The sequence below is a fragment of the Actinacidiphila rubida genome (assembly GCF_900110255.1).
GTDB lineage: Bacteria > Actinomycetota > Actinomycetes > Streptomycetales > Streptomycetaceae > Actinacidiphila > Actinacidiphila rubida.
Window position 1 is genome coordinate 139,358 of the sequence record NZ_FODD01000010.1, and the last position, 12,987, is coordinate 152,344.

Here is a 12,987-nt window from a genome sequence, read left to right on the forward strand (position 1 = left end):
GCAGTCTGCCGGGAGCTCGTGGGCCGCCCGTCACACGTTGGCGTAACCCGGCAGGCTCTGCTTGATGCGTTCGAACTCGCGCGGGTCGGAGACGCCCTGGAAGTCGCGGCGGGGGGTGTAGGGGGCCTCCAGGCGGCGGGCCTCCTCGTCCGTGAGGTGGAGGTCGAGGGACGCGACGGCGTCGTCGATCTGCTGCACGGTGCGGGCGCCCACGACGGGTGCGGCCACGACGGGGTTGCGGCGCAGCCAGGCGAGGGCGACCTGGGCCCGCGTGACCCCGTGCGCGTCGGCGACCGCGCCGACCTCGTCGATGATGGCGCGGTCGCTGCCCGCGTCGGCGTGGTAGAGCAGGTCCGCGTACGCGCCGTCGGTGGCCGCGCGCTCGCCGGTGTTCGCCTGCTCGAAGGGGCGGGCGAGGCGGCCGCGGGCCAGCGGGCTCCAGACCATCGTGGCGACGCCCTCGTCCGCGCAGAGCGGGAGCATCTCGCGCTCCTCCTCGCGGGCCAGCAGGTTGTAGTGGTCCTGCATGGTCGCGAAGCGCGCCCAGCCGTGGCGTTCCTGCAGGTGGAGTGCCTTGGCGAACTCCCAGGCGTGCATGGAGGACGCGCCGAGGTAGCGGGCCCTGCCGGACTTCACGACGTCGTGCAGCGCCTCCAGCGTCTCCTCGATCGGGGTCTCGCTGTCGAGCCGGTGGATCATGTAGACGTCCACGTAGTCGGTGCCCAGGCGACGCAGGCTGGCGTCGATCTCGCTCATGATCGCCTTGCGGGACAGGCCGCCGCCGTTGGGGCTGCCCGGGCGCATGGTGTGGCGGACCTTGGTGGTGATGACGACGTCGTCGCGGTGCGCGTAGTCCTTCAGGGCGCGGCCCAGGATCTCCTCGCTGGAGCCGTAGGAGTAGAGGTTCGCGGTGTCGAAGAAGTTGATGCCGGCGTCGATCGCGTGCTTGATCAGGGGACGGCTGGCCTCCTCGGGCAGCGACCAGTCGGGGTGCCCGCGGTCGGGCCGCCCGTAGGTCATCGCGCCGATGGCGACGGGGGACACGTCGAGGCCGGTGCGGCCGAGCTTGATGTAGCGCACGGGGAAGCTCCTACAATGGGGAACGGGAGTAAACGGAGAACTCTCCGCCTGACTCCCGAAACACTAACGGAGAACTCTCCGTTTCGCAATCGGTCAACTGCCCGCACGCCAGGAGGACCCGTGGCCGACGCCGCGCAACAGCGCTCCGACGCGCTGAAGAACCGGGAGGCGATCCTCCAGGTCGCCCACGACGCGCTCGCCGAGTCCCCGAACGCCTCGCTCAACTCGATCGCCAAGCGCGCGGGCGTCGGCGCCGGCACGCTCTACCGGCACTTCCCGACCCGCGAGGCGCTCGTCCTGGAGGTCCACCGCCACGACGTGGACCGCCTCGTCGCCGCCGTGTCCGACGTCCTGGCGGCCCACCCCCCGCTCGACGCCTTCCGGCAGTGGTTCACCACGCTCGCCGCCTACGTCCGCATCAAGCACGGCCTGGGCGAAGCACTCCACTCCGCCGCCGCGCAGGAGGTCGTCAGCGCCTCCTGGCCGCCCGTCACCGCCGCCGTCGGCCGGCTCCTCGACGCCTGCGAGCAGGCCGGGGAGGTGCGGCCCGGGATCGACCCGGTGGACGTCATCATGCTCATGAGCTGCCTGTGGCGAACCCCCGCCACCGCGGAGGGCGCCGCCCAGGCCGACCGCCTCCTGGAGCTCGCCATCGACGGCTTCCGGCCGTAGCGCACTCCCGTCGTGCCGGTGTCGATCCTGGCGCGTCCCGTTCGACGCACTGGTCAGGGACGCGTCGCGACCGGCGACGCGCCACGACCGGAACAGGACCGGAACGTCATGGAACAGTTGCTGAGAGTGATGAACTTCAACGTCTCACGTGACGGCATCGGGGCCGGTGAGCACCAGACCCTGGAGCGCCCGTTCGGCTGCGACCGGCCGGAGAGGCTCTTCTCGTGGGCCGGCGCCACGGCGAGCTGGCCCACGCGCACCGATCCCGGGGGCAGCCGCGGGCTCGACGACTACTTCACCCGCGACTTCCCGCGGAACATCGGCGCCGAGATCATGGGGCGCAACAAGTTCGGCCCCCAGCGCGGCCCGTGGCAGGACCACGAGTGGCAGGGCTGGTGGGGCGACGAACCGCCCTTCCGCACGCCGGTGTTCGTCATGACGCACCACACGCGCCCGTCGTTCACGCTCTCCGACACCACGTTCCACTTCGTGACCGGCAGCCCGGCCGCGGTCCTGGAGCAGGCGCGGGAGGCGGCCCAGGGGAAGGACGTCCGGCTCGGCGGCGGTGTGACCACGGTCCGGCAGTTCCTCGACGCCGACCTCGTGGACACCCTGCACGTGGCGGTGGCGCCGGTGACGCTCGGCTCCGGCCTCCGCCTCTGGGAGTCGCCCGACGAACTCCTCGACCGGTTCCGGACGGAGGTCGTGCCGAGCCCGAGCGGCGTGGTGCACCACCTGTTTTGGCGCAAGTGACACCGGGCAGCTCGGTGGTCCGTGGCTCCCGAGAAGGACGGCCACCCGGCCCGCACCGGGACCTGGGACGGTCTCGGCGCGGGCCGGGTGGCCGTGGTGCGAACGAGGTGCCGAGGACGCGCGGCGGCCGCGTCCGCGCTGGTCAGGAAGCGGTCGCGGGCATCAGCTGCGCCATGTTGAAGCCGCGGACGTCCTTGCTGGACCCGATGCCGTCACCCCACTGCGTGTAGCCCTTGCGCACCCCGTTGTCCTTGTCGTTGACGTCCAGCGCGAGGGAGAACACGGTGTTCGCCTCCGGCTGGACCGAGGTGAGGTCGCTCCAGGGGATCGCCAGCTCGTAGAGGGTGGTGTGGGTCGCCTCGTCCCGGGTCACGGTGGCGGCCGTGTCCGTGACCTGGCCGCTGCCCTCGGTCGGGGCGATCCACCGGTAGACCTGCGCGCCGAGCGAGGTGAGCGCGGCACCGTACTCGTAGTGCCCGTCGACCGACGCGGTGCTCGGTGCGGCCGACGCGCCCGGCACGCCCGAGGTGGCCGCCCACTGGAGGCTGTCGCCCTGCCAGATGTCGGCCCCGGTGGCCGGTTCGGACTGGACGTCGTCGGTCAGGTCGGCGGTGACGTACAGGTGCGTGGCGTCCCAGTCGAGCCACACCTTGCCCGACAGGTCCGACGCCCCGCCGTACGGCTGCGCGGAGTCCAGCGTCGACCAGGTCCCGTCCGCGGTGGTGGCCAGGTCGACCGCGGGACCGTCCTGGACCTGCGCCAGCGTCCACGACGAGCCGAGGCTCCTGCCGACCACCGGCAGGAAGGTGACGTGCCCGGAGAAGTCCTCCGAGGACAGGGCGCCGGAGATGACGCTCGTCACCGTGAACGGGTAGGGCCTGGCGAAACTCACGTCCGTCACCGGCACGTCCACTGTGGCCGACGCCTGGGGGGCGATGGTCGCGCTGACCGGCTGCGTGCCCGACCTGTCGCCGAGCTTCCACGTGACGGCCGTGACCGTGGTGGGGGTGTCCGACGGGTTGTGCACCACGACCTTCAGGGACCCGGCCGGCGGGTTCATCCCCGTCACCACCGGGGTGACCTGCTCGGGCGTGGCACCCGAGGTCACGGTGACCGTGCTGACCGCCGCCTCGGAGTAGGCGCCCGCCCCGCCGGAGAACTTCGCCGTGGCGTCGAGCTCCGCCTTCGTGCCGGGACTCGCGCCGCTCGGCACGCCGACGCTCCAGGTGGCCGTCACCTTCCGGCCCGGGGCCACACCGGAGAGCGACACCGGTGAGGTCGCCGTCGCCGTCCAGCCGTCCGGTGCCCTGAGGTCCACCGACAGGTCACGGACCGCCTGCCCGCTGGTGTTGGTGAACGTCGCGGTCGCCGTGACCGTGGTGTCGGGCTTGACAATGGCGGCCGCCTGCAGGGTGAACGGGGCCTGCACCACGATCGGCGCCGTGCCCGTCACGCCGTCCACCGTCACCTCGATCGACGCCGCACCGGGAGCGCGCGCGGTGACCACCCCGGCGCCGCTGACGGTGGCGACCCCCGGGTCGCTGCTGCGATAGCTGACGTGCGCCGTGGACAGGTCGGCGAACGACTGGTCGTTGTTCGCCGCTTCGACGATCCCGTCCGCCGGCGCGTGCTGCTGCTCCAGCGCCGGGTCGGTGTCCGGCGCGATCCACGGGTTGGTCCCGGTCAGGTCCAGGCGGTCACCGGGCCGGAACACGACCTGGCCGGGCTGGACGGTGACCGACCGCACCCGCGGGGTGAGGGCCCCCCGCACCCGCACGGTGCCGGAGCCCGCGACGGTGGCCGAGTCCGGTCCGACGCGGAACTGGTAGGCGCCCGGACGGACGACCTGCTTCAGGGCACCCTCGTCCCACCGGCTGAGGTCCGCGGCCCTGACGGACAGCGTGACGTGCTCGGTGTGCCCCGGCGCGAGCACGGACGTCTTCCGGAAGCCCGCCAGCTGCTCCTTCGGCAACTCCGCGCCCGGTGCCGCGAACTGGGGAGCCACGTAGAGCTGCGCGACCGTCGAGCCCGCCACCGTACCGGAGTTGGTGACGTCGAACTGCACGCCCACCGTGCCGTCGGCCGAGACGGAACCCGGCCCGATCCGCACGTGCGAGTAGGTGAACCGGGAGTAGGACAGGCCGTATCCGAACGGGTACGTCGGCGTACCGGTGAAGTACTGGTAGGTGCGGCCGATTCCGCCGGTCTGCGACGGGGTGAGCCCGTAGTCGTCCATCCCGGGAAGCTGCGAGCCGTCGGTGAACCAGGTGAAGTCCAGGTGGCCCGAGGGGTTCTGCCGGCCGAAGAGCACCTGGGCGAGTGCGCTGCCCTGGCTCTCGCCGTTGTAGCCGCTGAACACGATCGCGGGGAAGTCCTTCTGCGCCGCCCGGACGTCGTAGGGTCCGTCGGCCTGCATGACCAGCGCGGTACGGGGGTTGCCCAGAGCGGCGACCTGGCTGATCAGCGAGTCCTCGTTGCCGGGCAGGGACAGCGACGAGCGGTCGGTGCCCTCGTCGGCCACGCCCATGTCGGAGCCGACGAAGACGATCACCAGGTCCGCCGTCCTGGCCGCGGCCTGGGTGGCGGCCGCGCACGAGGCGGGCGTCGTCGCGGTGGTCGAGGTGCCGCAGGCGTCGAAGGTGACCGTCGCCGACGGATTCGCCGCCCTGACCGCCGCGGTGATCCCCTGCACGGCGTCCACCTTGAGCGTCGGCTTGCCCGAATAGCCGCCCAGCGTCGTGGTGTTCGCCAGGTCGCCGACGATCACGACGCTGTTCAGCTTCGCGGGGTTCGCGGGCAGCAGGGGTGACGACGTGCCCGCCACCTTGTCGTTCTGGAGGAGCACCAGGTCCTGCGCGGCGACCTTCTCCGCCAGCGCCTGGTGCTCGGGCGACTCGATCTGCGCCTTGGTGATCTTCGTGTAGGCGACCTTGCCCGCGGGGTCGAACTCGCCGGTCTGCATGCGGACGGTGAACAGCTTCGTCAGCACGCCGTCGATCACCCCCGGTGTCAGCAGCCCGAGCGAGACCGCCGCGTCGATGTTCTGCGGGGTGAGCTCCCCGCCGGCGCAGTTCAGCTGGGTGCCGGCCCGCAGCGCGAACGCCTGCCCGCCCGCGGCCGCCGGAACCTGCCTGCCCGTCGCCGTGTTCGTCCACGTCGTGCCGTTGGTCGTCCATCCTGGCGGGGCCCAGTCGTGGCCGCCGGACGAGTAGACGTCACCGATGGCCCCGCAGTCCGAGGTGGTGTACCCGCCGAACCCGTAGGTCGCCTGGAGCAGTTCGTTCACCGTGTAGGTGTCGGCGGGCGCGGGCGTGCCGTTCACCGCGTTGTACGAGGTCATCACCCCGGACACGTGCGCCTTCTCCACCAGGTTCGCGAACTGCTTGGTGTAGTAGTCCCGGATGTTCGCGTCGGTGGTGTTCGCGCTCTGGGTGTGCCGGCTGTTCTCGTCGTTGTTGAGCGCGTAGTGCTTGGCGGTCGCCGCGACCTTCAGGTACGGGGTCATCGGCCGGCCGGTGAGTGTCTGCCCCTGGTAGCCGTTGACGAACGCCTCGGCCATCGTGGACGCCAGGTAGGTGTCCTCGCCGAAGGACTCGTTGGTCCGGCCCCAGCGCGGATCGCGGTCCATGTTGACCGTCGGCGCCCAGAACGTGAGGTCGCCGTAGTCCGACGCGGACGGGCCGATGTTGTTCTGCCCCGTGCCCCACAGCGACTTGTCGAGGAACCCGCGGGCCTCGTCCGAGATCGCCGTGGTCTCCTGGTACGTCAGCTCCGGGTCCCAGGACATCGTGGACGCGAAGTTCACCGGGAAGCTGGTCGCCGTGACGTCCAGCTCGCCCTGGCCGCCCGCGGCGGTGTCGGCACCGAGGCGGTTGATGCCGTGCTGCCCCTCGCTCCAGTAGGTGTACCGCTGGACGCCGAGCCGCGGGACGGCCGGCGCGTCGTTGGTCTGGAGCTGCGCCGTCTTCTCGTCCGGCGTCATCCGCGACACCAGGTCGGCGGCGCGCTCGGCGAACGAGTGGTGGGTGTCCAGGTAGACGGGCACCGGCGAGGCCGCGCCCGCCGACGCCGACGTGCCCTGCGGGCTCGCCTGGGCGACAGCCGGGACCCCGGCCACCACGGTCACCGCGACCGCGGCGGCGAGCAGGCGTCCGGCTGATGTTCCGAGTCTTCGGGATCGTTGCGCCGACAACGTTGTCTCCTTCTTTGCGGAGCACCGCACCGCGGGCTGCCCACCGATCTGATGGGAACTCACCCGCACACTGTTCGGCTCGCTGTGAGCAGAAGTCAAGGCTGGGGAATTAGCTGCCGCAGGGGCCGACGAGGTGTCAAATAGGCCTCCTGACACCGAGATCCGACGGGTAGATCTTGTCGGCCGGGGCGGCGGGAGCGGGTCGGCGCCGGTGGTCGTCGTGCGGCCCGGTGACCGATGATCCGGCTCCCCTCGCGTCGGGTGAGGCCACTTCTGTCCAACATCGGCGGAAGTCCCTTGCCGAGGCGGACCGCTGGCCGTCGGGGCCGGCGGTTTCCGTCAACACCTGCTGCCTCACGGGTACTTGTGGACCCCACTGGCGGCGTGGTGCCCTTGTGGCTTGTTGGGCAACTGATGTCAAGGAGGTGCACGGGTCTGATGATCAAACGAATAGTCGCCGTGGCGGCGCTGATCCCGGCCATGCTGGGGACGACCTCGGTTGTCGCCGCGGCGCAGCCCGCGCCCAAGGCGCCCGCGGCGGTGGTCACCCTGACCTACGACGCCAGCCGGGCCGGGACCTGGGCCGCGGCCATCACGCAGGGCGTGGCGAACTGGAACAGCGCGGTGCACAACGTGCACCTGCAACCGGCGAGTTCACCCGGGTCCGCCGACTACGTCTACGTGGCGACCAGCGGCTGGCCGCAGACGACGCTCGGCCCGATCTTCCCCGGCGGCAGCGGCGAGGTGGAGCTGGGCCAGGAGGCGATCACCGAGGGATACGACGCCACCCGGATCGCGGCGCACGAGACCGGGCACATCCTCGGGCTGCTCGACCACTACAGCGGCCCCTGCTCGGAGTTGATGTCCGGCCACGGCCCCGGCACGTCCTGCACCAACGCCAAACCGAACGCGACGGAGGCGGCGCAGGTCGACCGGAACTACGCGAACCGTGCGGCGGCCGTGACGCCGCAGCACCGCCAGATCGTGGTCGACGTCTGGTCCGGCGCGGCACTCGTCCGCGACAACTGACCCGCTCCGGCGGGCCTTGCAGCGGCGTGGACCCGGCCGGGCGGGACGGCCCGGCCGGGATGCGCGCGCGGCACCCGCGCGACGTCGAGTCGTCCGCCGGCCGGAGTGACCCCGGCCGGGCCGGCCCAGGGGCCGTGCCCGCTGAGGGTGGCCGCGAGCGCGCGGACGAGAGCGTTGCCGGCCCCGCCGCCGCCCGACGTCCTCGGCACCGCGCCGGCCGGGCGGCCGGGATGCGCCGCGCGCCTGACGGCGACGCCCCGGGGTGGACAGGGTCGGCGCGGGACAACGTCCGGCGCGCCGACATGGGCGGCCTGGACCGGCCCGCGATGCGCGACCGCTACCGGCCGCTGGCCGACCGCGTCGGCTCCGCCGACGACCTGCAGGACGTGCTGCGGGAACTGCGGGGCGAGACCCGGACCTCACACACCGGCGTGCTGGCGCCCGCCGCGGGCGGCGACATCGAGCGGGGCCCGGGGACTGCTCGGCGCCGACCTCGAACGCACCTCGAACGCACGCCGGACGGCGCCTGGCGGGTCGCGCGGATCCTGCCCGGAGAGCCCGGAGAGCCCGGAGAGCCCGGAGAGCCCGGTGACCGCTGGCCGGCGAGCACGCGATCCGCTACCACGACCTGGTCGCCCGGCAGCGAGCCGCCGTGAGCGAGGCGTCCGGCGGCCGCCTCGGCTACCCGCGGATCCCCGACGTGATGGCCCGGGGCTGGGCGGAGCTCCGCCGCGACCTGGACACCGAGTTCGCGCGGGACGGCCTGATCGTGGACCTGCGGGACGCCGGCGGCGGCGATGCGTCCCACCTGGTGGCCGGGAAGGTGGCCCGGCGTCCTCGGCTGGGACGTGTCCCGCTACGGCCGGCCGGCCAGCTGCCCGCGCGAGGCACCGCGCGGGCCCGTCGTGGCGATCACCGACGGATACGCCTCCTCGGGCGGTGACCTCCTGGCGCAGGCCCTGAAGTCCCTGGGCGTCGCGACCGTGGTCGGCACCCGCACGTGGGGCGGCGTGATCGGCTGCGACGTCAGGTACCTGCTGGTCGACGGGACCTTGGTGGCGCAGCCGAAGTACGCCGGCTGGTTCGCCGACGCCGGCTGGGGCGTGGCGAACCACGGCGCCGAGCCGGACGTCGAGGTGACGATCGCGCCGCACGACTGGGCCGCCGGCCGCGACCCGCAGCTCGACGCCGCCGTGAGTCTGGCCACGGAGGCGCAGGAACAGCACCCTCCGGCGGTTCCGCCCGCCGTCCGAACGGACCCGCCCGGCCCGGAACCGCCGCCGACCCTCGGACAGAGGACAGGGGAGGGGGCCGGCGCCGCGGCCGGCCCCCTCCCGTTCGCCTGCCGGCGGCCGCACGGCCACACTGGAAGTACCGGCAGGTGCCGCTGGCGGACCGAGCGATCCGCCGGGAACGGAGGCAGCCGATGAGCGGGCCGGAAACCCTCCCGCGCAGGACGCACGTCCTCGACCTGGTGGTTCTCGTGCTGGCGGTCGCGGGGCTCGGTATCGACGCGTACCTCCACGCCGACCTGGCGTCCCGCTACGACCCGATCATGGCGGACGTCAGCCAGGGGACGCTGTTCCGGCTGGAGGCCGCCTTCGCGGCCCTGGCCGCACTGCTGCTCATCATCTGGCGGGGGCGGCTCACCGCGGCGTTCGCGTTCCTCGTCGCGGCGGGTGGGCTGGCGCTGCTGCTCATCTACCGCTTCCACGACGTCGGGGCGTGGGGGCCGTTCCCGAACATGTACGAGCCGGTCTGGTACGACAAGAAGGTGATCGCGGTGGTCGCCCAGGCGGTCGCGGCGCTCGCCGCGCTCTACCTGTTCGTCGTCGGGCCGCGCATCGGGCCCCGCGTCGGGCCGCACCGAGACCGTCGGCCACGCGTGGTGTGAGGCGCCGCGACGACGGGCGCGGGCGCGCGGAACACCGCGCACCCGCGCCCGTGCCGTGCGCCTACTTGAGTCCCGAGGTCTTGATGGACTCCACGATCTGCCGCTGGAAGGCGAAGAACAGCACCAGCATCGGGATCGCGGCGACCGTGGCCGCCGCCAGGATGTAGTTCCAGTTCGACGTGTACTGGCTCTGGAACGCCGAGATGCCCAACTGCACCACCGTGAGATCGGGGTTGTTGGTGGCGACCAGCGGCCAGACGAACGCGTTCCAGTTGGCGAGGAAGAAGAACACCGCCAGCGCCGCCAGGATCGGCCGGGACAGCGGCAGCACCACCGACCAGTACACGCGCCAGTAGCCGCACCCGTCGATGACGGCCGCCTCCTCCAGCTCCCGCGGCAGTCCCAGGTAGAACTGCCGCAGCAGGAAGATGCCGAAGGCGTTGAAGATCGCCGGGATGATCAGTCCCGCGTAGCTGTCCAGCAGGTGCAGCTGCCGGGCCACCAGGAACAGCGGGATGAGCACCACCGGCGCCGTCACCAGCAGGGTCGCGAAGATCGCGCCGAACAGCACGTCGCGCCCGGGGAACCGGAGCCGCGCCAGCGCGTACGCGGCCATCGAGTGGAAGAAGAGCGCGGCGATCGTGACCACCGCCGAGATGAAGAAGCTGTTCAGCAGGTACCGGGTGAACGGGACCTGCGTGAAGACGTACTGGTAGTTGTGCCAGGTGACGTGGTGCGGGATCAGCTTCCCGTCGGTCACCTGGTCGCGGGTCTTGAGGGAGCCCGTGACCATGTACAGCAGCGGCAGCACCGCCAGGACCGCGAGCACGGCCGCCAGCACCACCAGCCCGATCCGGCCGCCGCGCAGGCGCCCGCCCCGCCCCCGTCCGCCGGGGACCGCCTGCCGCGGCTCCGTCGCCGTCGCCGTCGCCGTCTCACTCGCCATCGTCGAACCTCCCGCCGCGCGTCAGGGCGAAGATGACCGCGGAGACGATCACCATGATCAGGACCAGGAACGAGCCCATGGCCGAGGCGTAGCCGAACTCCCCGAACACGAACGCCTGCTGGTAGATGTAGAAGATCGCCAGCGAGGTGCCGTTGGCCGGCCCGCCGCCGGTGAGGACGAAGATCATGTCCAGGCCGCCGGTGAGCGCCGCGACGGTGGACATCAGGAGGACGAAGAAGCTGGTCGGCCGCAGCAGCGGCCACGTGATGGACCGGAACGACCGCCAGGGGCCGGCGCCGTCGATGCGCGCCGCCTCGTAGTACTCGGCCGGGATCTCCTGCAGGCCCGCCAGGAAGATGATCATGTAGTAGCCCATCATCACCCACACGGTGATGGCGATCACCGAACCCAGCGCCAGGTGCGGGTCGCCGAGCCAGGAGTGCGCGCCGAAGCCCGCCGACCTCATCGCCCGGTTCACCGCGCCCACCTGGTCGTCGAGCAGGAACTTCCACAGCAGGCCGACCACCACCAGGCTGATGACGTACGGCATGAACAGCGCGGTGCGGAACACGCCGATCCCCGGCAGCTTCTGCTTGGCGAGCAGGCCGAGGCCGAGGCTGACGCAGAACAGCACCGGGACGAGGATCACCACGTACAGGCCGGTGATCCGCATCGAGTCCCAGAACAGCGGGTCGTTCATCATCCGCCGGTAGTTGCCGAGCCCGATCCAGCGGTAGCTGCCGAAGCCACTGACCTGGAAGAAGCCGAGGACCACCGACAGGACCATCGGGACGGCCACGAACACCAGCAGGCCGAGGGCGTCGGGCGCGAGGAACAGCGCCGCGGCGATCCACTCGCGGTGCCTGCGGCTCAGCCGCGGTGAACGGGGCACCGCGGGAGCCGGGGCGTCCGCCACCGCGGGTCGTGACGTGCTGACACTGGTCATACCAGACTCGCCCCCTGGTAGCTCTTGAGGTAGGCCGCGATCGAGTCCGCGGCCCGGCTCGCGTCGCCGGCGACGCCGTGGCCGGCCAGCATGGTGCCCTGGATGGCGTCGGATATCGCCTTGTAGATCACCGGTGGGTAGCGCGGCTCGGCCCGGCCGCCCGGGAACACCTCGTCCTTGAACTTCTTCATGGCCCAGAAGTCGTAACCGCCCTTGCGCGCGCCGCGTTCGAGCGCCGACGTCCGCGGAGCGACGTCGGACTTCGCGACCGTGCACCAGTCGACCATCCGGTCGACGCACGCCTCGTCCGACCTGCCCAGCGCCCACGCGCAGAACTCCGCGGCCGCGCCGGGGTCGCGGCCCTGCGCGTTGGCGCAGAACGACCAGCCGCCGAGCGTCGTGGTGTACTGGCCGCCGGGTGGCAGCGGCAGCTTGAACACGCCGTACTTGAGGTCCGGCGCCGCGGCCCGGAACGCGGCCACCTGCCAGATCCCGCTCTGCCACAGCGCCGCCTGGCCGGAGCGGAACGCGCCGACGACGTCGCCCGCCGCCGGGTCGGTGCGCGGCGCGATCCCGTGGCGGACCGCGTCCTGCCACAACTGCAGTGCCTGGCGGGTCGCCCTGGAGTCGAACGACGGCTGCCCGGCGTGGTCGAGCACGTCACCGCCGCCCTGCCACATCCAGCAGTACCAGGTGAAGTTCTGGAAGTAGCCCGGCGCCGTCTCGAAGACCAGGCCGGCCGGGCCCTTGGACCGCAGCTTGTCGCCGACGTCCAGCAGCCCGTCCCAGGTCGTGGGGATGTCCGCCTCGGACAGCCCGGCCTTCTCCCATGCCGCCACGTCGTAGAACATCGCCAGCGGCTCGACCTCCATCGGGAGGGCGTAGACCCGGCCGTCGACGGTGCGGCTGCTCAACGCCGTGCCGTAGTCCGCGATCGCGGCCTTGTCCATGTGCGGGGTGAGGTCGGCGAGCACCCCGCCGTTGTAGTAGCGCAGGAAGTCGCCGGGGCTGAGCAGGAAGATGTCTGGGCCCTCGCCGGCCGCGAACGCGGTCGGCAGCTTCGAGCCGTTGAGGTACAGCGGCTGCGGGATGAACTGCAGCCGGATCTTGACGGGATGGGTGGCGTTCCAGGCGTCGACGGTCTTGACGAACCAGTCGGCCTGCCGGTTGGCCGCCGGATCCGGGCCGTGCTGCGGCCCGTAGAAGTTCCAGAACGTCAACTCACCACCGGAACCGGCGGAGTCGGTGCCGCAGCCGGACAGCAGCGCGGGGGCGGCGAGCGCGCCCGCCGCACCGGCGGCGCCGGTCAGCAGGCGGCGGCGGGACGGGCCGCGGGACGGGCCGCGGGACGGGGTGGACGAGGGGGTCGGGGCGGCAGGTGCGGGCGGCGGGAGAGGTCCGGCCGATGCGGCGCCGTTGCCGTGCTGGAGCATCGTGCTCTGCTCCTGTCGGGTCGGAGGACGGGGGACGTGACA

The 12,987-nt window shown here is 72.1% G+C and carries 12 protein-coding genes; 7 read left to right on the forward strand and 5 right to left on the reverse strand.

Going from position 1 to position 12,987, the window contains the following annotated elements:
* Positions 1–30: 30 nt before the first annotated feature.
* On the reverse strand, positions 31–1,080 hold the full coding sequence (locus tag BMW99_RS12490) for an aldo/keto reductase (RefSeq protein WP_069464790.1): 1,050 nt from the start codon (positions 1,078–1,080) through the stop codon (positions 31–33).
* 120 nt (positions 1,081–1,200) lie between these two features.
* On the opposite strand from BMW99_RS12490, the gene BMW99_RS12495 reads away from it, so the two are divergent.
* A complete protein-coding gene (locus BMW99_RS12495) occupies positions 1,201–1,752 on the forward strand; it encodes a TetR/AcrR family transcriptional regulator (RefSeq protein ID WP_069464791.1) in 552 nt (183 codons plus the stop codon).
* Positions 1,753–1,860: 108 nt separating this feature from the next.
* Positions 1,861–2,505, forward strand: coding sequence for a dihydrofolate reductase family protein (locus tag BMW99_RS12500; RefSeq protein ID WP_069464792.1), 645 nt, complete (start codon positions 1,861–1,863; stop codon positions 2,503–2,505).
* 142 nt (positions 2,506–2,647) lie between these two features.
* Here the strand turns inward: BMW99_RS12500 and BMW99_RS12505 are convergent, their stop codons facing one another.
* On the reverse strand, positions 2,648–6,697 hold the full coding sequence (locus BMW99_RS12505) for a glycoside hydrolase family 3 C-terminal domain-containing protein (RefSeq protein ID WP_079138617.1): 4,050 nt from the start codon (positions 6,695–6,697) through the stop codon (positions 2,648–2,650).
* A 438-nt stretch (positions 6,698–7,135) separates the two neighbouring features.
* Here BMW99_RS12505 and BMW99_RS12510 point away from each other — a divergent pair, with 438 nt between their 5' ends.
* From BMW99_RS12510 to BMW99_RS12530, 5 genes are all read left to right on the forward strand, one after another.
* A complete protein-coding gene (locus BMW99_RS12510) occupies positions 7,136–7,726 on the forward strand; it encodes a snapalysin family zinc-dependent metalloprotease (RefSeq protein WP_069464793.1) in 591 nt (196 codons plus the stop codon).
* Between the two features lie 230 nt (positions 7,727–7,956).
* Complete coding sequence (locus BMW99_RS39210; protein WP_176735557.1) at positions 7,957–8,382, forward strand: hypothetical protein; 426 nt, start codon at positions 7,957–7,959, stop codon at positions 8,380–8,382.
* Positions 8,379–8,669 (forward strand): S41 family peptidase, encoded by a 291-nt coding sequence (locus tag BMW99_RS41290; RefSeq protein WP_069464795.1) that lies wholly within the window; start codon positions 8,379–8,381, stop codon positions 8,667–8,669. The genes BMW99_RS39210 and BMW99_RS41290 overlap by 4 nt, the downstream gene beginning before the upstream one ends.
* Positions 8,632–9,156: a S41 family peptidase gene (locus BMW99_RS12525; RefSeq protein WP_069464796.1), complete on the forward strand. Its 525-nt coding sequence runs from the start codon at positions 8,632–8,634 to the stop codon at positions 9,154–9,156. Before BMW99_RS41290 ends, BMW99_RS12525 begins: the two co-directional genes overlap by 38 nt.
* Positions 9,153–9,620 carry a hypothetical protein gene (locus tag BMW99_RS12530; protein ID WP_069464797.1) on the forward strand — a complete coding sequence of 156 codons (468 nt, stop codon included), beginning with the start codon at positions 9,153–9,155 and terminating at the stop codon, positions 9,618–9,620. Before BMW99_RS12525 ends, BMW99_RS12530 begins: the two co-directional genes overlap by 4 nt.
* Before the next feature lie 61 nt (positions 9,621–9,681).
* Here the strand turns inward: BMW99_RS12530 and BMW99_RS12535 are convergent, their stop codons facing one another.
* Genes BMW99_RS12535 through BMW99_RS12545 form a run of 3 tightly spaced genes read right to left on the reverse strand, consistent with a single transcriptional unit; the run spans position 9,682 to position 12,945 of the window.
* Entirely contained in the window at positions 9,682–10,566 is an 885-nt protein-coding gene (locus BMW99_RS12535) for a carbohydrate ABC transporter permease (RefSeq protein WP_079138620.1), read from the reverse strand.
* Positions 10,556–11,512: a carbohydrate ABC transporter permease gene (locus tag BMW99_RS12540; protein WP_079138621.1), complete on the reverse strand. Its 957-nt coding sequence runs from the start codon at positions 11,510–11,512 to the stop codon at positions 10,556–10,558. Before BMW99_RS12540 ends, BMW99_RS12535 begins: the two co-directional genes overlap by 11 nt.
* Positions 11,509–12,945, reverse strand: coding sequence for an ABC transporter substrate-binding protein (locus BMW99_RS12545; RefSeq protein WP_079176026.1), 1,437 nt, complete (start codon positions 12,943–12,945; stop codon positions 11,509–11,511). The genes BMW99_RS12540 and BMW99_RS12545 overlap by 4 nt, the downstream gene beginning before the upstream one ends.
* Between the last annotated feature and the right edge of the window lie 42 nt (positions 12,946–12,987).